Consider the following 18,539-nt stretch of genomic DNA (forward strand, 5'->3'; position numbering starts at 1 on the left):
CTTACAACGTCGGGGCCTTCGTTGCGACCCGCGTCGGGGCGGGGCGTTCAGGCTGGGTCAGCAGCCAGTCCGTGAAGGCGCGTGCCGCGGTGCGCAGTCGGCGGTGGGAGGGGTACACCACGAAGTAGGAGTAGCGCGTGGGCAGCGCGGGGCCGGGCAGTCGCAGGAGGCTGCCGTCGGCGAGGAAGGTCTCGCAGACGCGCTCCCGGGCGAGCGCCGCGCCCAGGCCCCACACGGCGGCCTGCATCGCGTTGGTCGTGTCGCTGAAGGTGTGGCGCACGTCCAGCGCGGCCCCGTGGACGTCCGCGGCGCGCAGCCAGTCCGGCCACGTCTGCCGCGCCAGGTCCTCGATGAGCGGAAGCCGGGGGATGTCCGCGGGGGTGAGGATGTGCTCGACGCCGGGCAGGCGAGGGGAGGCCACCGGGAACATGGCGTCTGGCATCAGCGCATGGGTCGTCATGCCGGGCCAGTGGCCCATCCCATAGCGGATGCCCAGGTCCGGGCCGCCCTCGTCGAAACGGGACAGCGTCATGTCGGAGTCGACGCGCACGCGCAGCCGTGGGTGCTGGGCGTTGAACTCCGCCAGCCGGGGCACCAGCCACGTGTGCGCCAGGGAGTGCATCGTGGTGACGCGGACGAGGTGTCGCTCGCTGCGGGCATCCGACAGCTCCCGCACCACGTCATGGATGTCCGTCAGCGCGCCGCTGGCCGCGTCGGCCAGTTGGCGGCCCTCCACGGTGAGCTCCACGCCGCGCGCATGGCGCTGGAAGAGGGTGACGCCGAGCATCCCCTCCAGCTTGCGCACGTGGTGGCTGACGGCGCTGGCCGTCAGGTGCAGCTCCTGGCCGGCGCGGGCGAAGTTCTGGTGTCGCGCGGCCGCCTCGAAGGCCGCCAGGGCCGGCAGCCATGCCGTGGGAAGCGTCATGGGAGCCTCAAATCATACGCGTGGCTGACCTCAAAACCATGCGATTGCTTCAGCGCGGGTCGGGGCGCAGAAGGGGAGAGACCGGAGTCAGATTCGTGCCTTGGTCCACCTGGTGAACCGCCCATGACCACCCCTTCGCTTGTTCGTCCCGTCGTCCCGACGCTGTCCGGTGCCTGGCTGACCCTCCTGGAGATGGGTTTCCTGGGGGCGCTCTGGGGCTCGTCCTTCATGTTCATGCGCATCGCGGCGCCGGACTTCGGGCCCGTGCCGCTCGTCGCGGTGCGACTGGTGCTGGGCGCGATGGTGCTCCTGCCCTTGTTGTGGCGCGCCCGCGCGGCCATCACCCCATCGCACTGGCCCAAGCTGGCGCTGGTGGGGACGCTCAACGCGGCGGTGCCCTTCGTGCTCTTCGCCTGGGCGGCGCAGCGTGTGCCCGCGGGCATCAGCGCCATCGGCAACAGCATGACGGTGCTCTTCACCGCGCTGGTGGCCTTCCTCTTCTACGGCGAGCGCATCGGCCCGCGCCGTGGGGTGGCGCTCGTGGTGGGCTTCGCGGGCGTGGTGGTGCTCGCCAGCGGGAAGATCGAGGGCGCAAGCCCCGGCCTGGGCGTGGCCGCCGCGGTGACGGCCGCGTTCTTCTACGGCATCTCCGCGAACCTGGTGCGCAGGCACATGCAAGGGGTGCCCGCGGGCGCCGTCGCGGCGGCCACGCTGGGGTGCGCGGCGCTCCTGACGCTGCCCTTCGCCATCGCGAGCTGGCCGGCGCAGCCCATCCGGAGCGTGTCCTGGTTCTCGGCCGCGACGCTCGGGATGCTCTGCACCGGGCTGGGCTACGCGCTGTACTACCGGCTCATCCAGCGCGTCGGCGCGTCCCGTGCCGTCACCGTCACGTACCTGGTGCCCCTGTTCGGCGTGGCCTGGGCGTGGCTGCTGCTCGGCGAGCCCCTGACGCTGTCCATGGCCGTCGCCGGCTCGCTCATCCTGGGCAGCGTCGCCTTGGGCCAGCGGCAGTCCGCGTGAGCGCGCGCGGACCGCCGAGCGAAGGCTCATGGACAGCCGGAGCTGACCTGGAGCGCGTCGTAGGCCATCCAGCCGTTGCGCTTGGTGCCGGTGGCCGCGATGACGTAGCCGTAGAGGAACTTCATCTCCCCCGACTGCTGGCGGTAGCGGCCCGCGCTGTCCTGGACCCAGAGGGGGATGTCGATGGAGGGGACGCCGTGCTCGGTGGGCACGTCCAGGCGCTGGAACTTGGTGCCCGCGGGGAAGTGGTCCACCGCGGGGCCGCCCAGCGCCATGCCGGGCACGTTGAAGACCAGGTTGACGGAGCGCTGGCCGTTGGCGCGCACCAGCGGCAGGTAGTCTCCGGCGCGCTCGTGGGTGGCGTCGCTGTCGTAGACGACCTTCTTGAGCTCGAGCACCGGGTCATGCGAGTTGCGCACGGCGTAGCAGCCCAGCTTCGCCAGCCCCGCGCCCAGGGCGGAGACATGGCCCACCTTCTGCTCGAAGGACGTGCGCCCCAGGATGCTGGAGATGGGCAGCCACCCCGCGCTCGAGTTGGACGTGGAGACGGCGAAGGCGTGCAGCTCCCCGGCGAACGTGCGCGTCTGGCCATGGTTGAAGGCGGCGCTCGTGCGTGTGTTGGTGCCCACCACGGTGCCGTTGCCGTCGCGGATGGACACGCCCGTCACCAGCCCCCAGTTGTCGTCCGCCGGGTCGTTCGTGGGGACGCGGTTGCCGCCGCTCACCTGCAGCTTGCAGTTGTACGCGCTCACCAGGCAGTACTCGCCGTTGACGCCCGAGAAGGCCGCCTGCTCCCGCGTCTGGAGCGCGCCGTCGTCGGGCTTGAGGCCCCCTCCGCACGCGGTGACGAGCAGGCTCAGGGACGCAATCGAGATGGTCGTGATTTTCATGATTAATATGAGAAAGCGTTGAGCCCGGAGCCGTCAACGCGGGCGTCGACGAGCGGCCGGTGGGCGAGCGGGGGATGTTGAGCCCTGGTCAAAGGGGCGCATGCCGCGAGCGCGCCAACGCACCGCGTCCTGGGGCGCGGCGTCGAGGTACGCTGCCGGCGCGATGTCCCGCCTCCCCGACGCCTTGCCCTCGCCGCGCCGCTTCCACGACGAGCCGCTCATCCTCATCCTCCGCCACCTGAAGGCGGGGCTCGCGCAGGCGGGCCGGGTGCGCATCGAGGTGCCGGACCCGGACCTGGGCGCCGGGCGTTATCCGGGCGAGCGGGTGGGCCCGGAGGAGGGCCTGGTGCACCGTCCCCTGCGCCACTGGTGTGACCTGGCGGAGGGGCTGGGCTGCCGGCTGCTCACGCCGCGCGTCGTGGAGGCCACGCATGTGGCGCTGACCTTCGAGGCCTTGGGGGCCGAGGCGTCCTGGCACGCGGGGAGCGCGAGGCCGGAGGTGGAGGTGCCCGCGGAGGAGCGGTATGGGGCGGACTCCGCCTTCGCGCGCGTGCGCAAGCTGGAGGACGCGGGCTTTCTGTTGCCGTGGTTGGAGGCGCTGGGGCGCGTGCGGTTGCCCGCGGTCGCGAGGGTGCTGGACCTGGGCGTCAACCGTGGGGACGAACTGGACGCGTTCTCCTGGTTGGAGACGGTGCCTGACGTCTCCTTCGTGGGCGTGGACCACAGCGCCACCGCGATTGCCCAGGCGCGCGCCCGCTTCCCCGACTCGCGTCATGCCTTCCATGTGGCGGACCTCAACGCGCTGCCCGCCGCGCTGGGGCGCTTCCACCTGGTGGTGTCGGTGGGCACGTTGCAGAGCCCCGGTGTGGATGACCACGCGTTGTTGCGGACGCTGGTGCAGGAGCATCTGGAGTCCGAATCGACGCTCGTGCTCGGCTTCCCCAACTCGCGCTTCCGCGACGGCGAGGTCGTCTACGGTGCCCGCGTGCGCAACCTGCGCGAGTCGGACCTGTCGCTGCTCGTGAAGGACTTGTCGTTCTACCGCCGCTACCTGCACCAGCACGGCTTCCGCACGTTCCTCGGTGGGAAGTACGACCTGCTGCTCACGGCGGTGCGCGGTGGGGCTCAGTCCTCCGACTGAACGTCGCCGGGTTGGACGCCCCAGTCCGCGAGCACCTGGGCCTCGTCCTCGGGGCTCTTGGTCTTCTTGAAGCGCGCGTCGGAGACGCCCTTGACGCGGCGCTCGCACGCGGCCCACGTGGCGTGGCGCTTCACGCTGCGGCCCACCTGGCTCAGGTACGAGTGCGCCTTGACCGCGGGCTGACGAGGCTTCTCCTCCGGGAGCGAGGTGTCCTCGGGGATGTCGTGGACGTCCACCTCGTACGTGGACAGCGCGCCCGAGTAGAGCCGCACGCCCTTGCCGCGCGAATAGCCCACGGCGATTTCATCCACCCGCTCGTTGCCGGGCACCCCCACGTGTCCGCGCACGTAGTGCCACTCGACCGCGGCGGCCTCGCCGGAGTGGGTCTGCTTGCGTTGGGCGAGCAGCGCCATCAGCCGCTTCCAATAGGGCGTGTTGGCGACCTCCTTGCCCTCGGCCGTCTTCCAGCCGCGCTTGCTCCAGCCGAACGCCCACTTGGTGATGCCCTGAATCACATAGGTGGAGTCGGTGTGGATGCGCAGCGGGCCGGGCGTGGCCTCCAGGTGGCGCAGCGCCATGCCCACGGCGGTCATCTCCATCCGGTTGTTGGTCGTCTCGCGCTCGTGGCCACCCAGCTCCGTCACCTGTCCGTCCGGCGTGGCGATGATGACGCCCCAGCCCCCGGGGCCCGGATTGCCGGAGCAGGCTCCGTCGGCGAAGACGACCGTGGCGTGGCTCTTCATGCGGCGCACCCTAGGCGGCCTCGGGGCGGGGCGGCCAGGATGACTCGCGGCAGGGGCGTCCTCGGGCTGACATGAAAGTCGTGATTCCACCACGAGCCCGAGTCTTCCTCACTTGGAGGCGTGAGCGTGGTACGTGGCTTGCTCCTGCCGCGAGGGCTCGGGCGGGAGCGCTGGTACCCGAGGGAAAGCCATCCACACCACCATGTCGACCGAGCACTTCAAGTCCTCCCCGAGCGACTCCAGGCCCCTCTCCTCGCGCGGCAGGACCTGGGCCGCCAGGCTCGCGCTGCTGGTGGCGGCGGCCGCCTCGGTGGCCACGTCGCGCAGCGCGCCGGCCGCACGCGTCGAGGAGTCGGCGCCGGGCGTGCTGCGGCTGTCGGCGGACGCGCCCTCGGCCAGCGTGCTGTTGCCGGTGCGGCTGGGGGTTCCGAACGGCTCCACGCAGACGGTGTGGGTGACGATGCGCGCGCCGCTCTCCGCCCGGTGGACGCACGACGAGGGGGGCTCGAGGGCGGAGCCGAGCATCACCGCGACGCTGCGCTTCGGGCCGCATGCGCTCAAGCCGGTGACGCAGGCGCTGGGGGTGTCGGAGGGGACGGCGGTGACGTTCGATGCACACTCGGATGGGGATGTCTGCCGGCTCCAGAAGCCGTGCGAGTGGGAGGCGACGCTCGACGTGGCCATCGCGGCGGGCTCGCCCGTCCCCGGCGTGGTGGAGGTGGATTGGCGGATGGTGGGCGAGGTGAGCTTCGATGAGACGGTGGACGATGAGCCCCAGGGGCTCGAGTTCAACGTGGGGACCCGCTGACGCGTGAGGGCCTCGCGTGCCACCGCGTGCGTGCCGGGTGACACGCTGCTGCATCCGCTGGTGTTCTGCGCGGTGTTGGTGCTCGTGCTGAACGACCATGTGTTCAAGGTGCGTTGGCCGTCCTGGTGGACGGGCAAGCTGTCGGACGTGGCGGGGCTCGCGATGTTCCCGCTGCTCCTGCAGGGCCTCTGGGAGCAGGCGCGGGGACGCAGCGCGCGGGACGACTTCCAGCCGTCGCTCGCGGTGCTGACGACGTGCGTGGTGCTGACGGGGCTGGTGTTCACCGCCATCAAGGTCCTGGAGCCCGCGGCCGACGCCTGGCGCTGGGGGCTCGGGGGACTGCAGTGGCCCGTGCGCGCGGCGTGGGCCGTGGTCTCCAGTCGCGCGGTGCCGTCTGTCGCGCCAGTTGCGCACACGATGGACGTGACGGACCTGCTCGCGTTGCCGGCGCTGGGCGTCTCGTACTGGCTGGGGCGCAAGCGCTGCGCGAGTCACCCCGTTCAGAGTGAGCCGAGGAACGCGAGCAGCGCTTCACGGTCCTCACGGGGCAGCCGCGTGTAGCGCGTCTGCGCGGGGGCCGCCTCGCCGCCATGCCACAGCACGGCCTCCTCGAGGTTCCGCGCACGCCCGTCATGCAGGAAGCGCGTGTGGCCGTTCACCGTCGCCGTCAGGCCGATGCCCCACAGGGGCGGCGTGCGCCACTCCTGGCCGGTGGCGAGGCCGTCTGGCCGTCCATCCGCCAGCGCCTCGCCCATGTCGTGCAGCAGCAGGTCCGAGTACGGGTAGATGACCTGCCGCGACAGCTCCGGGAAGCCCGGCACGTCCCCCGTCTCCATCGCCGTGTCGACATGACACGCGGCACACCCGATGGCGCGGAACACCGCCTTGCCGCGCAGCACCGCGGGCGCATCCCAGTCCCGGCGCTTCGGCACCGCGAGCAGGCGCGTGTAGAACACCAACTGCTCCAGGTCATAGGCCTTCACGTCGACGGCATCCGGCGCCGCCCCGGGCTCTGCCTCCTGCGCGCGCGGATAGAGCTCGTTCGTCAGCCCCATGTCCGCCACCAACGCGTGTGTCACCTGCTGGAGCAGGGTGGGCTGATTCGCCTTCCACCCGAACCGCCCCAGGCGCGTGCCGCGCGTCTTCACATCCTCGACCCGGTTGGCGCGTCCGGAGATGCCATCCTGGTCGCGGTCCTCGGCGTCCTCCCGGGCCAACAGCGTCGCCTCGGGGATGGCCTCCAGGAGCCCCAGTCCGAAGTTCGCCGGCGCCACGCGAGGTGAGAAGGGCGTGCCTTCGCCGAGCGGCCCGTGGGCCAGGTGCTCGAACTGATAGACGGGGCGCGCGAGCACGTAGGGCTCGCCGGAGGAGAAGCGGCCGGAGAGCTCCTCGTGGCGCACCACCACGGTGCCCTCGCCCCGCAGCCCACCGAGCCGGTGCAGGTCGAGCTGCTCCCCATACACGGGATGTGGCCCCGGCCCATGGGGCGAGCCCAACTGGAACGCGATGGAGACGACGGGCTCGGAAGGGGACTCGGGGGGACGTCCGCGCCCGTCCTTCACGTGACACGTCATGCAGGAGTTGGCGCTGAAGAGCGGGCCCAGCCCGGGGCCGTGCGCGGGGTCGCTCCAGTCGCGGTCGAACACCCGCTTTCCGATGTGGAACTGCGGCCAGCGCGAGCGGTCCAGGTTCGGCGGCGAGCGACCGAAGGCGTTGCGCCCCGTGTCCTTCACCGTCGCGTCACCGCCGGACAGCTCCTCGCCGGGCACCGACAGGAGCGGCAGCTCGCCGAGCACGAGGGGAGGGGGCGGTGGAGGCCGGCCAGCCCGGGCCCACACGGCCGTGAGCACCATCGCTCCAAGGGGGATGCCCAGAAGGTACAGCCGCCGTCTCATCGCGCGCGCTCCAGGACCATCGATGAAGACGCCGGGCGGCGAAGGTGCTGCCACGCGCCGCCCGGCGCCAGACCCATGCCTTCACGGCATGGGACTCGGGACTACTTCGCGGCCGGGACGAACGACTCGCTCAGGATGCTGAGGCCCTTGCCCGTCGCCTTCACGTCCATGCCCGTGAAGCCGTTGTACGGGTAGTGGCCGTCGCCAATCTCCTCGACGAACTCGAAGGAGTCACCGGTGACCACCTTGCCGTCCGCCAGCGTCACGGAGAACGTGTTGCCCGGCGTGGTCATCTGCCAGCCGCAGGCGCCGACGTTGCTCGCGGCCGTGGCCTCGCCCGTCTTGGTCCAGATGATGTCCAGCTCGTAGAAGTCGGCGACCGCCACCAGCCAGCGGAAGAAGTCCCGCCAGTTGGTGAAGACGATCATCGCGTTCGGGGTGTGGGTGGACGTGCCCTGCAGCACACCGTCGCGGTAGATGTTCATGCGGAAGTTCGAGCCGCCCGGCGAACCGGTGAACGTCGGCGTCACGAAGGCCGAGTCCACGTCGCGGCCCGGCGTCACGCGCAGCGTGCTGACCACCTGGTCACCCGAGCGCGCCTCGAGCTGCAGCTGGCCGCTGGAGCCCAGCGCCACCGACGTCGTCTGCGACCACCGGGCCGCGCGGCCGAAGGTGCTCGACACGCCGTCCGTGCGCGCGCTGCGCAGGCCCGTCACGTTCAGGCCCTTGTCCGTCGCGGACAGCTGCGCATTGCCCAGCGCGCAGCTGGTGATTCCGTCGAAACGCGTCACGCACTGCGTCTTCGCACCGGCCTCCTGGGCGGCGACATCACCCTCGGTGGACGTGGGCTCCTCGCCCTGGCAGCCCGACAAAACACTCAGGAGCGCGGCCGCCATCAGACGGCTCATCATCTTCAGCTGCATGGAATGACCTACCTCTTCAATAGGGGGAAGGCGTTGCTCCGCCAGAGGCTTGCTGCATCCGGTGCCGGCCCTGCCCGAATGCCCACCATCCGGCGGCGCTCCAGTCCACTGCACCCCGCACGCCAACGGCCTCGGGCGTGTATCACCTCCTCTGTATCAGCAAGCCTTTGCACCGCTCGCGGCCCCCCGTCTGTAGCGCCCACCGTCACAGGCAACGGCGGCATGTATCGCGCCTTGCTACACGCCCACGACTCTCACCGGAGGAGGCATTCACCCAGGGTGATGCGCATTCGCTCCATGTCTGGTCATGCGAATGGCTCGCATTCCTAGAATGGCTGCCAGGGGCGTGGGCCCGGGTTCCCTGGACAGGACGCGTCATCGGGTTTAGTGCGCCCACCCAGTGAGGTCGTTCCAATCCGCCAGCATTCACTACCCAGATTTTATGCTGAGACTGGAAGTGCACCCTGGGTCAGGGCCGCCTGGACAGGAATAATGCGGAACCGGTATAAAACTGTCCGTCAGACTGGAGACACTGGTGATTCCGCCAACCTCATACAAGTCCTGACGCTCTGAGAAGGGGGCATTCTCTATGGCTCGTTCGTCGTGGTCCCGCGGAGTGAGTGGTTGGTTGAACCGCGGCCTTTTCTCGTCTGCTCTGGCGGTTTCCTTGTCGGCGTGTGAGCCGGCTGGACAGGTCGAGCCTCCCAAGCCCTCCCCCGCCGAGAATGAGGAAGTGGCGGTGGATGCGAAGGCCCTGCTGGACAGCATGGCCGTGTTCTCGTTGCGTCCGCTGTCTCATGAGCCGGTGCCGCAGCCCGTGGGCAGCCGCATCATCAACAAGGCCGCGGCCATCCGGCTGGGCAAGGCCTTCTTCTGGGACATCCAGTCGAGCGGTGACGGCGTGACGGCGTGCGCGAGCTGTCACTTCGCCGCCGGCGCGGACGACCGCAAGAACAACACCATCCACCCGGGCTTCGACAACACGTTCGACAGCATCTCGGGGCCCGGCCAGGACTTCACGCTGGCGAAGATCACCAGCGACGACCGCGTGGGCTCCATGGGCCCGTTCCGCGCCGCGTTCCTCGACCTGGACATGGCCAACCTGGACAACCCGGCGGACCAGTGCGTGGTGGTGCCGGCCGAGCCGTTCAACGAGTTCCAGTTGGTGGGCCCGCGCCACACGCCGACCGTGGTGGGCTCCGGCTTCTACCGCAACCAGTTCTGGGGCGGCGAGGCGAACGTCCTCTTCAACGGCGTGAACATCTGGGGTGACTCGGGCAACAACGGCCAGGGCTTCCTGGTGCGCATCGAGGGCGCCTCGCTGGCGTCGCAGGCCACCGGCCCGGTGGGGAACTTCAGCGAGCAGACCTGCTCGGGCCGTCAGATCCTCGGCCCCGACAGCCTGGGCACCAAGCTCATCCCGCGTCAGCCGCTGCGCCACCAGCGCGTGTCCATCAACGACAGCGTGCTGGGCGCCATGGCGAACCCGGACGGCCCGGGCCTGCTCTGCAACGGCGCGCCCTGCACGTACGACCGGATGATTCGCGACGCGTTCGGCGACGCGCTGGCGAACATCGGCGAGAACGCCTTCTCGCTCTTCTGGGGCGAGGCGCTCCAGGCCTACCAGGCCTCGCTCATCCCGGACCAGACGCCGTTCGACCGCTTCCTGGGTGGCAACCTCGCGGCGCTCACGCCCAAGCAGCTCAAGGGCCTGTCCGTGTTCGTGGGCAAGGGCGAGTGCATCAACTGCCACACCGGCGCCATGCTGACCGACGCCACGGTGTCCTGGTATGAGATCGCCGGCCCGCTCAACCGCGACGGCGGCGACACGGGCTTCCACAACATCGGCGTGCGTCCCACCGACGACGACCTGGCGCGCGGTGACCTGGGGGTCTTCGGCGGCGTGCCCAACTCCATCAGCCTCTCCTCGTTCGACATGGGCGCGTTCAAGACGCCCACCCTGCGCAACGTGGGCCTCAACCCGCCTTACTTCCACAACGGCGGCTACCCCACGCTCGAGGACGTGGTGGACTTCTACGAGCGCGGCGGTGACTTCGCCAACCCGGAGAAGTCGCTGGACATCGTCCCGCGCGTCTTCACCGCGAGCGAGCGCTCCGCGCTGGTGGACTTCCTTCGCAACGCCCTCACGGACTGCCGCGTCAAGACCTACCGCGCGCCGTTCGACCACCCGGAGCTGACGTTCCCCAACCGCGAGACGCTGCCCGTCACCGGCCGCTTCGGCATCGGCGCCTGCAACTGACGCAGGTCGCCGCGCTCGCAAGCACGCCAGGCCACCCACGGGAGACTCCTGTCCCCTGGGTGGCCTCGCCCTTTCTGGCACTCCCGGACGCAAGGTTTGCGCGGGAAGCCCTGGCTACCCGGCTGGAGCGCGGATGTCAGGGCTCATGTCAAAATGGGCGCTGTCTCGACTCCCGGGGCTCGCTTGATGCTCCGGGGGCCTCGTGGAAGAGTTCCTGACCTTTGCGTCAGGTCTGAACAACGGGTTTCTCCCCAGGAGCAGTCGCATGAGTCAGGAAGCCGTGCCCATCGACCCGCATGAGACGCTGTATCTGCCCATGCGGCGCCGGTTCATGAGTGAGTACGTGCAGACGGAGGAGGGCACGAACGAGCTGCGCATCTACTACGGGCTCAAGGAGATCAGCATCGAGGAGCCCGAGCTGTACGCCTTCGGCGAGAACCTGCTCAAGCAGGACAGCTTCATGGCGGGCATGGCCACGCGCTGGTCCACCGGTGAGCCGCTGCCGTGGGAGCGGGTGCAGGGGCTGCTCGCGCACCTGCTCTCGGAGAACATCCTGTCGCGCGAGGCGCCCAAGCTCGCCGCGGACACCGACTACCACAAGATGATCATGGCGGCGGAGGCCAAGCGCCCCGCGCCCGACTCCCCCATGTGGTGGAACCCCGACACCGAGGGCGTGCTCAAGCAGCTGGTGGGCCGGCCCATGGAGTTCGGCTTCCTGGAGGCGATGCTGCCGGTGCACCGCGCGGCGCACGCGGCGCTGGACGCCGAGGGCCGCCACATCGGTGAGAACAACGTCTTCCCGGACTCGATGCGCATGCGCATGGAGACCGAGTGGCGCATGTGCCCGTACCCGGGCAGCCGCTTCCGCGACGACGCGCTGATGAACGTCACGGCGCTCAAGTCCATGACCAAGGTCTGGAAGCCCGCGCTGCAGGCGATGCTCATCCTGCGCGACGAGTTCCTCAAGCGCTACCCACTGCTGCCGGACGGCCAGTGGCGCATCGGTGACTTGCACGCGTTCAGCTGCGCGGTGCTCGCGCTGCCGTCGATGATGCTGCTGCGCGGGGAGGACCCCGTCCCCAACGGGACGTTGGACCCGCTGCTGTCGTCGGTGTTCCGCGTCACCGACGGCGTGCGCATGGTGAGCATCTACCTGATGTTCCTGCCCGAGCAGCCCATGCCGTACGAGACGCCCATCAACCCGGCGTCGCTGCTGCACCTGACGGAGCGCGACAACCACTTCCTGTCCACGCGCGGCGTGTGCGCCGGCCCGCCGCACATGGTCGAGGAGTTCTTCGCGACCATGCTGGACGGCAAGCCCATGGCGGGCGAGCCGCTGCCCCAACCGACGTGGCTGGAGGAGATTCCCGCCGCGTTCGACTATGGCCTGCGCGGCCTGCAGCTGTACTCGCTCCAGTTCACGCTCTGGGCGCACATGTGTCACACCTACGAGCGGCTGCGCGACATCATCCTCCAGGCCGAGGCCCCGAAGACGACCGGCTGGGGCCGGCTGCGCGAGCGGCTGGAGAAGGACTGGAAGACCATCCAGCCCACGCGCCAGCACACCGAGGTCCAGCGCGCCTGGGCCAAGGCGCGCTACGTGGAGATGTTCGACCGCGCCCAGCGCGGCCTGCGCGGTTTCTCCGAGGAGAAGCTGCAGCACATCTCGGACGTGTTCGCGCCGGCCAAGGACGCCGTGCACGAGCAGGCGCGCCAGCAGCTGCGCACGCTGTTCCGCGAGCGGGCCCCCGCGCCCGAGGGCGCCGACCCCGAGCTGACGGACCGGCTGGCGGACGTGCTCGCCGACTACATCACCATCGAGCGCTCCGCCGTGGGCACCCTGGACACCGTGCAGCGTGAGGTCAACACGCTGCTCAAGCGCGAGCACCCCCAGCGCCACTTCACCAACCTGGACCTCTCCATCCACCACCGGCTGCGGTTCGCCACCATCGGCGTGCTGCCCTACCTGATGGAGGTGTTCCGCGAGGAGCTCGGGTTGGTCATCCAGGACGACGTCGCGTCCGTCACCATCACCCCCGGCAACCCCCGCGCCGTGGCCGCGTGAGATGACGCGGTGTTTCACTCCCGGGCCTGGAGCCATGATGGAATGTTTCAGGCCCGGGAAGCTTGACTCACATGTTTCACCGACTTATATCGGAGAAGCCAAAAACGTCAGTTAGCTGAACTGTCGCGATTGGTGCTGATGCCTCGAAGTCCTGGAGCAAGCACATGCAGATCAAGACCAAGGTTCGTGGCGGTCCCCGCGGCTGTGGCGGCGGTGTCGTGGTCAAGGCTGTCTGAGCTGTCCCGTAGTTGAGGTCCGCAACCTCTCACCAGGAGCAAGCACATGCAGATCAAGACCAAGGTCCGTGGCGGTCCCCGTGGCTGTGGCGGCGTGATTGCTGTCTGAGCTGTGTTGTTGCTGAACCGCTGAACCCCGTTCCCACTTTTCACCAGGAGAAATCCGATGAAGATCAAGACCAAGGTTCGTGGTGGTCCTCGCGGCTGTGGCCCCGGTGGCATCAGCTACGAAGTGCTGGAGTAGTCGTCGCTCGGAGTCGTCGTTCACGCATCACACACCAGGAGCAAGCACCATGAAGATCAAGACCAAGGTTCGTGGCGGTCCCCGCGGTTGTGGTCCCGGCGGCATCTCCATCTACTACGAGCTGTAATTCCAGCCTCGCACCTCAGGAGCCAACACCATGAAGATCAAGACCAAGGTTCGTGGCGGTCCCCGCGGTTGTGGTCCCGGCGGCATCTCCATCTACTACGAGCTGTGATTCCAGCCTCGCACCTCAGGAGCTAACACCATGAAGATCAAGACCAAGGTTCGTGGCGGTCCCCGTGGTTGTGGTCCGGGTGGCATCAGCATCTGGTACGAAGAAGTCTGATTCAGACCCGTCGCCAGTCCTTCGGCCGTCAGTGGGCTTCCCCCCGCTGGCGGCCGTCGTGTTTCCAGCGTCCGCCCTGGGCGCGAAGTCCCGCCCGTGGGGTTACCGGCCCGCGCGCGGTGACCTCTGGCGCGCGGGCGGCGTTCCCCCCGAGTCCCGTCAGGGATGGGCGATGACGATGAGCGTGGGCGCGCGCTCCTCGACGCACGCCATCACCTTGCGCATGGTCACCGGGTCCAACGCGCCGAAGGCCTCGTCGAGCACGACGACCTGGACGCGCTGGAGCAGGGCGCGCGCGACGAAGATGCGGCTCTGCTCGCCGTGGGACAGTTGCCAGCCGCGCTCGCCCACCATCTGCAGGATTCCGGCGGGCATGCGCTGCAGCAAATCCCCCAGGCCCAGCTCCTCGCACAGCTCGCGCGCCAGCTTCACGTCGTCCTGGGTGTGAGGCCAGGCGCGGCCCAGCAGCAGGTTCATCGCCAGGGTGCCGGAGATGATGTGGTTCTCGTGGAACTGCGGCGCGCCCGCTATCTGCGCGCCCCAGCCCTCCTGCGTCCAGGTGGACATGTCCAGGCCGCGCAGCAGCACCACGCCGGAGCCCTGGCGCCGCAGGCCCGTGAGGATGGAGGCGAGCGTGGACTTGCCGGAGCCGGACGCGCCCTCCAGCAGCACGCGCTCTCCGGGATGGATGACCACGGAGGCGCCCTCGAGCACCGCGCGCGGCGAGGCGGGGTGCTTGAAGTACAGGTCACGCACCTCGAGCAGCGCCTGGCTCTTGGACGGCGCCTCGGTGGCCGCCAGCGGCGTCACCTGGGGCGCGGCATCCTCGTCGTCCTTGCCGCCGCCCACGGCGCCGGAGAGCCGGGCCGCGTCGAGCATGGGGCGCACCGCGGAGAACAGCACCCGCGAGCCGATGAGCGCCAGCGCGCCCACCGCCAGCGACATCACCGCGCGGGCCCCCAGGAGGGCCGCGCCCACGCCCACCGCGATGCTCGCCGTGCTCGCCCCGGCCAGCACGCCGGGGAGAAGGGTGATGATGGCCACGGGCAGCAGGCCCCGGCGCGCGAGCGTCGTCACCCGCGCGGTGCCCGCGTCCCAACGCTCGGAAGCGTCCGAGTAGCGCGCCAGCTCCTGGTCCTCCTCCTCGTGCCAGCGCGAGGGCTGCTCCTGCGCCAGCCGCGTGCGGTGGCCGAGCATCCGCTCGATGAGCGCGTGGGTCATCACCACGCGCGCCTCCGTCCAGCCCCGGAACAGCAGCGACTGGCGCGCCACCAGCACGCCCAACAGGACGCAGTACCCGCCCAGCGCCGCGAGCCCCAGCATGCCGGCGGGGCCCGACAGCGTGACGCTGCCGGCCAGGGACAGGTCCACCACGGCGAGCAGGCTGGTGAAGCTGCCGGCGAGCGCCATCTGCTCCATGCCCGCGCTCTCGAAGGTCCTCCCCACGTACTCGCCGATGCCGCCGCGCTTCGCCTCGTCCACCGGCATGGCCAGCGCGCCCGCCAACAGCCTGCGCCGGAGCAGCGCGGACAGGTCCAACGCCAGCGAGCCCTGCGTCCACGCCAGCGCCGCCTGCAGCGGCACCGCCGTCAGCCCCATCAACGCCCACGCCCACAGCCAGCCGTGGTCCAGCTGCCCCTCGAACGCGCCGCGGCCAATCAGCCACCACGCGCTGAGCACGCACACCTGGATGAGCACCGCCAGCACCAGCACCAGCGCCAGGCGCGGCGCGGTGGACAGGGCCTTGAGGTGGTGGACCAGCCGGGCGCCCGGCGGCAGCCGCAGCGTGCGCGACGCCACCAGGTGCGTGTTGGCCAGCTGCGCGCCCAACAGCGCTCGCCGCGCGAGCAGCCGCTGCGCCTCCGGCATCGCCGCGCGCGACAGCACCCGGTCCACCGTGGGGGCCTGGGTGCCCTCCACCAGGGCCTGCACCCCGGACGTGAGCAGCTCGATGGGCACGTCGCGCTCGGTCTCGTCCGGCGCGATGACGCGCGCGGTGCGGCCGGAGGCGGACACGCTCAGGAGCGCCGCCACCTGGACGCCCTCGTGGGTGACGACGTCCAGCAGGGCAGGGGAGGCGCGCAGGAGCGCCTTCTCCACCTCGCCGTGGCGCGTGTACGCCAGGTCCAGCTCCAGCCCCTGCGCCTGGGCGGCGGCGTCCAGCCACTCGCCCAGCCGGTTCGGGTCCGTGGGCGCCGCGCCGACGACGTTCGCCCGCGTCCGGGGCAGCGGCAGTCCCGCCGCCCGCGCCAGCGACTCCAGCGCCTCCGCGCCGCGCTCCATGGGCCACACCAGCCCCGCGAGCGGCTCGGCGGGCCTGGACACCTTCGCGTCCGAAGCGCGCGTCATGCCGCCCCCCGCTTCGTCTCCGAGGGCTGCTCGGCGAGCTGTCCCTGGTCCAGCATCATCCGCCTCCAGCCGCCCTGGCCCGACAGGGCCCGCCGCATCTGCTCCTCCTCGTCCAACAGCGAGCGGTACACGGAGTCCTCCTGCTTGGCGAGCTCGCGCGGGTTGGCGTCCTCCACCAGCTGGCCGCCCTTGATGACCAGCACCCGGTCGAACGTCAGCGTCTCCGCGATGTCATGCATGATGCACAGCAGCGTGGCGCCCTCCAGCTCCTGCCGGGAGCGCTCCAGCAGCGCGGCGCGCCGGTCCCGCTCCAGGCCGCGGAAGGGCTCGTCGAAGATGGCCAGCCGCACCCCGGGCCTGAGCAGCGCCCGACCCAGGCGCACGCGCTGTCCCTGGCCTCCGGACAGGAGGCTGCCGCCCTCGCCCAGGCGCGTCTGGAGCCCCTGGGGCAGCTTGTCCAGGAACTCGATGAGGTCCGCGGACCGGAGCGCCTGCCCCACGCGCGGCAGCACCTCGCTCGTCTCCACGCCGTAGGCCAGGTTGTCCACCAGCGACTTGTTCCACAGCGTCACCTCGGGCTCCACCCACGCCGTCTGCCGGCGCAGGCGCGCCAGCGTCTGGCCCTGGAGCGGCTCGCCGTCCACCTTCACCTGGCCGGAGGACGGGCGGTGCCAGCCCAGGAGGATGCCCACCAGCGACGACTTGCCCGCGCCCGACGGGCCGACGATGGCCACGTGCTCACCGGGCCGCACCGCCATGTCGATGCCCTGCAGCACCGTGAAGCCCGCGGCCTTGACCTCCACCTGCTCCAACGTGAAGCCCACGCCCTGGGGCTGCGAGGCGAGCGCCGCGGGGGAGGGCTCCTCCACCGTCTCCAGCCCCGCGCCCACCTCGTCGGGCGCGAGCAGCGGCTCCATCAGGCGGCCCGTGAGCGACGACGCGGCGGGGTACTGCCGGAGCGCGTCCGCCAGCTGCTTGCCCACCGTGGCCAGCGCCAGGGCCCAGTACACCAGCAGCAGCACCGCTCCGGGCTGGATGCCCTGGGACACGGCGTGCAGGACGATGGCCACCGAGCCTCCGGTGGCCGCCAGCATGGAGAGGGTGTCGGTGAGGATGCCCCGGCCCAACAGCGTGCGCGCGGCGCCCACGTACTCGTGCAGGGGCTCCTCGTGCGCGCGCCGCAGCGTCAACTCCGCGCGGTGCGCGCGCAGCGCCACGGCGCCCCGCATGGCGTCCAGGTAGAAGCGCGACAGCACGCCGTCGAAGTCGCGCATGCGCCGGTCCGCTTCCAGCAGCGAGCGCTGCGCCAGCAGCGGCACCGCGAGCGCCATGGCCCCGCCCAGCACGATGAGCGGCGCGCTGCCGGGGGCCAGCCACACCAATCCCCCCAGCGTCACCAGCATCTCCGAGGTGGCGCGCAGCACGCCCACCCCCAGCGTGGGCACGCTGCGCACCTGGTGGATGCCGTGGCAGCGCTGCGCCATGTCGGAGACGAGCCGGCTCTTGAAGTAGCGGTCCCCCAGCCTTGGAATCTTGTCGAGGAACGCCAGCCGCAGCCGGACCTCCAGGCGGCGCCCCAGCTTCAGCGTCCCCATGGCCAGGGGCAGCTCCAGCGTGAACAGCACGCCCATCAGCACCAGCAGCGTCACGATGCCCGCCAGCCGCTGCTCCTGGGTGGTGAGGTAGCGGCCCGCGTCGATGATGCCGCGCAGGAGCAGCGCCTCCAGGAAGCCGCCCACCGCGGCCGTCAGGGCGATGGCCGCGAGGATGGAGGGCGCGAGCAGGCCGTCCCGGCGCATCAGCCCGACGAGCTCGCGCAGGGGGCGGGTGGGGGGCTCCAGCAGCGCCGCCTTGAGGTCCGCGGACAGGGGCTCCTCGTCCTCGTCGCGCGTCTGACGCAGGCCCCGGGCGAGGATGCAGACCACGCCGCGCAACGTCACCTCTTCACCGTCCGCGGCGCCCACCGCCGTCCAGTAGGTGGCGGGGATGACCTGCTCGGCGCGGCCCTCCTCCAGGGCCACGCGCACCTCGCTGAGCAACTGCTCCAGGAAGCGCGCGGACGGCTCGCCGTGCTCCACGCCGCCGCCGTCCACCAGCGTCTGGACCATCCGCGTCGTCGCGTCCAGGCACGCCACGCCCTTCCAGCTCGCGTCGGCCAGGGCCTCGTCGAGCAGCTTCGCGGCGAGCGACGTGTCCACGAGCGCCTGCAGCCTCAGGCGCATCCCGGCGAGGAACTCGTCCGTGCCGGCCCAGTCGCGGAAGGCCTCGGCCGGGACGGGCAGGGCGTGGACGTACAGCCGGTCCATCAGCTCCGCCACGGACACCCAGCGCCGTCCCAGCGCGGGGTCCATGATCTGCACCCGGTCGCCGATGCGGCGCCAGACGACGACGAAGTGCAGGTTGCTGTCCGCCAGACGCACCACCATGATGGCCGGCAGCGTCTTCGTCTCAGGCATCAGCACCTGGTCGCGAGGCAGGACGACCTGGGTGGCGTCCAGGCCCAGCTTGCCGGCCAGCTCCTCCAGCACGTCCACGGACGTCCCGTCGATGTCCGTCTGGCAGGCCTCGCGCAGGCGGCCGTAGCTGACCGACACGCCGAAGCCGTCGAAGAGCGCCTTGAGGGCCGCCGGACCGCAGTCCATGGCGGAGGTCTGGATGACTTCGGGGATGAGCAGCCTTCGTGTGCCCGCCATG

At 70.5% G+C, this 18,539-nt stretch carries 13 protein-coding genes; 6 read left to right on the plus strand and 7 right to left on the minus strand.

Annotation, left to right across the window (positions count from 1 at the left end):
• Window position 1: 1 nt before the first annotated feature.
• Complete coding sequence (locus LXT21_RS21370; protein ID WP_254039994.1) at window positions 2–925, minus strand: LysR substrate-binding domain-containing protein; 924 nt, start codon at window positions 923–925, stop codon at window positions 2–4.
• A gap of 123 nt (window positions 926–1,048) precedes the next feature.
• On the opposite strand from LXT21_RS21370, the gene LXT21_RS21375 reads away from it, so the two are divergent.
• Window positions 1,049–1,945 carry a DMT family transporter gene (locus LXT21_RS21375; RefSeq protein WP_254039995.1) on the plus strand — a complete coding sequence of 299 codons (897 nt, stop codon included), beginning with the start codon at window positions 1,049–1,051 and terminating at the stop codon, window positions 1,943–1,945.
• A gap of 26 nt (window positions 1,946–1,971) precedes the next feature.
• Here LXT21_RS21375 and LXT21_RS21380 read toward each other — a convergent pair whose 3' ends face one another.
• Entirely contained in the window at window positions 1,972–2,835 is an 864-nt protein-coding gene (locus LXT21_RS21380) for a hypothetical protein (protein WP_254039996.1), read from the minus strand.
• 163 nt (window positions 2,836–2,998) lie between these two features.
• On the opposite strand from LXT21_RS21380, the gene LXT21_RS21385 reads away from it, so the two are divergent.
• Entirely contained in the window at window positions 2,999–3,976 is a 978-nt protein-coding gene (locus LXT21_RS21385; RefSeq protein ID WP_254039997.1) for a class I SAM-dependent methyltransferase, read from the plus strand.
• Here the strand turns inward: LXT21_RS21385 and LXT21_RS21390 are convergent.
• On the minus strand, window positions 3,961–4,719 hold the full coding sequence (locus LXT21_RS21390) for an RNase H family protein (protein ID WP_254039998.1): 759 nt from the start codon (window positions 4,717–4,719) through the stop codon (window positions 3,961–3,963). The genes LXT21_RS21385 and LXT21_RS21390 overlap by 16 nt on opposite strands.
• A 202-nt stretch (window positions 4,720–4,921) precedes the next feature.
• Here LXT21_RS21390 and LXT21_RS21395 point away from each other — a divergent pair, with 202 nt between their 5' ends.
• Window positions 4,922–5,527 carry a hypothetical protein gene (locus LXT21_RS21395; protein WP_254039999.1) on the plus strand — a complete coding sequence of 202 codons (606 nt, stop codon included), beginning with the start codon at window positions 4,922–4,924 and terminating at the stop codon, window positions 5,525–5,527.
• A gap of 3 nt (window positions 5,528–5,530) precedes the next feature.
• The gene (locus LXT21_RS21400) at window positions 5,531–6,088 is read left to right on the plus strand and encodes a hypothetical protein (RefSeq protein WP_254040000.1); all 558 of its coding nucleotides are present in this window, start codon (window positions 5,531–5,533) and stop codon (window positions 6,086–6,088) included.
• Here the strand turns inward: LXT21_RS21400 and LXT21_RS21405 are convergent.
• Entirely contained in the window at window positions 6,028–7,422 is a 1,395-nt protein-coding gene (locus LXT21_RS21405; protein ID WP_254040001.1) for a di-heme oxidoreductase family protein, read from the minus strand. The genes LXT21_RS21400 and LXT21_RS21405 overlap by 61 nt on opposite strands.
• A 101-nt stretch (window positions 7,423–7,523) precedes the next feature.
• Window positions 7,524–8,345, minus strand: a complete 822-nt coding sequence (locus LXT21_RS21410; protein ID WP_254040002.1) for a hypothetical protein — start codon at window positions 8,343–8,345, stop codon at window positions 7,524–7,526.
• Between the two features lie 739 nt (window positions 8,346–9,084).
• Between LXT21_RS21410 and LXT21_RS21415 the strand changes: the two genes are divergently transcribed.
• Together LXT21_RS21415 and LXT21_RS21420 are read left to right on the plus strand one after the other, a co-directional pair.
• Window positions 9,085–10,605 carry a cytochrome-c peroxidase gene (locus tag LXT21_RS21415; protein ID WP_254040003.1) on the plus strand — a complete coding sequence of 507 codons (1,521 nt, stop codon included), beginning with the start codon at window positions 9,085–9,087 and terminating at the stop codon, window positions 10,603–10,605.
• A 265-nt stretch (window positions 10,606–10,870) separates the two neighbouring features.
• Window positions 10,871–12,670 carry a hypothetical protein gene (locus LXT21_RS21420; protein ID WP_254040004.1) on the plus strand — a complete coding sequence of 600 codons (1,800 nt, stop codon included), beginning with the start codon at window positions 10,871–10,873 and terminating at the stop codon, window positions 12,668–12,670.
• A 985-nt stretch (window positions 12,671–13,655) separates the two neighbouring features.
• Here the strand turns inward: LXT21_RS21420 and LXT21_RS21425 are convergent.
• Together LXT21_RS21425 and LXT21_RS21430 are read right to left on the minus strand one after the other, a co-directional pair.
• Window positions 13,656–15,845 carry an ATP-binding cassette domain-containing protein gene (locus tag LXT21_RS21425; RefSeq protein WP_254040005.1) on the minus strand — a complete coding sequence of 730 codons (2,190 nt, stop codon included), beginning with the start codon at window positions 15,843–15,845 and terminating at the stop codon, window positions 13,656–13,658.
• A complete protein-coding gene (locus LXT21_RS21430; protein ID WP_254040006.1) occupies window positions 15,842–18,538 on the minus strand; it encodes an ATP-binding cassette domain-containing protein in 2,697 nt (898 codons plus the stop codon). The genes LXT21_RS21425 and LXT21_RS21430 overlap by 4 nt, the downstream gene beginning before the upstream one ends.
• Window position 18,539: the final 1 nt, after the last annotated feature.

The sequence above is a fragment of the Myxococcus guangdongensis genome (assembly GCF_024198255.1).
Taxonomy (GTDB): Bacteria; Myxococcota; Myxococcia; order Myxococcales; family Myxococcaceae; genus Myxococcus; species Myxococcus guangdongensis.

Bases quoted from the DNA above. Each gene is read 5' to 3' on its own strand.
- LXT21_RS21370 (WP_254039994.1), bottom strand. From the start codon at position 925: ATGACGCTTCCCACGGCATGGCTGCCGGCCCTGGCGGCCTTCGAGGCG.
- LXT21_RS21375 (WP_254039995.1), top strand. From the start codon at position 1,049: ATGACCACCCCTTCGCTTGTTCGTCCCGTCGTCCCGACGCTGTCCGGT.
- LXT21_RS21380 (WP_254039996.1), bottom strand. From the start codon at position 2,835: ATGAAAATCACGACCATCTCGATTGCGTCCCTGAGCCTGCTCGTCACC.
- LXT21_RS21385 (WP_254039997.1), top strand. From the start codon at position 2,999: ATGTCCCGCCTCCCCGACGCCTTGCCCTCGCCGCGCCGCTTCCACGAC.
- LXT21_RS21390 (WP_254039998.1), bottom strand. From the start codon at position 4,719: ATGAAGAGCCACGCCACGGTCGTCTTCGCCGACGGAGCCTGCTCCGGC.
- LXT21_RS21395 (WP_254039999.1), top strand. From the start codon at position 4,922: ATGTCGACCGAGCACTTCAAGTCCTCCCCGAGCGACTCCAGGCCCCTC.
- LXT21_RS21405 (WP_254040001.1), bottom strand. From the start codon at position 7,422: ATGAGACGGCGGCTGTACCTTCTGGGCATCCCCCTTGGAGCGATGGTG.
- LXT21_RS21410 (WP_254040002.1), bottom strand. From the start codon at position 8,345: ATGCAGCTGAAGATGATGAGCCGTCTGATGGCGGCCGCGCTCCTGAGT.
- LXT21_RS21420 (WP_254040004.1), top strand. From the start codon at position 10,871: ATGAGTCAGGAAGCCGTGCCCATCGACCCGCATGAGACGCTGTATCTG.
- LXT21_RS21425 (WP_254040005.1), bottom strand. From the start codon at position 15,845: ATGACGCGCGCTTCGGACGCGAAGGTGTCCAGGCCCGCCGAGCCGCTC.
- LXT21_RS21430 (WP_254040006.1), bottom strand. From the start codon at position 18,538: ATGGCGGGCACACGAAGGCTGCTCATCCCCGAAGTCATCCAGACCTCC.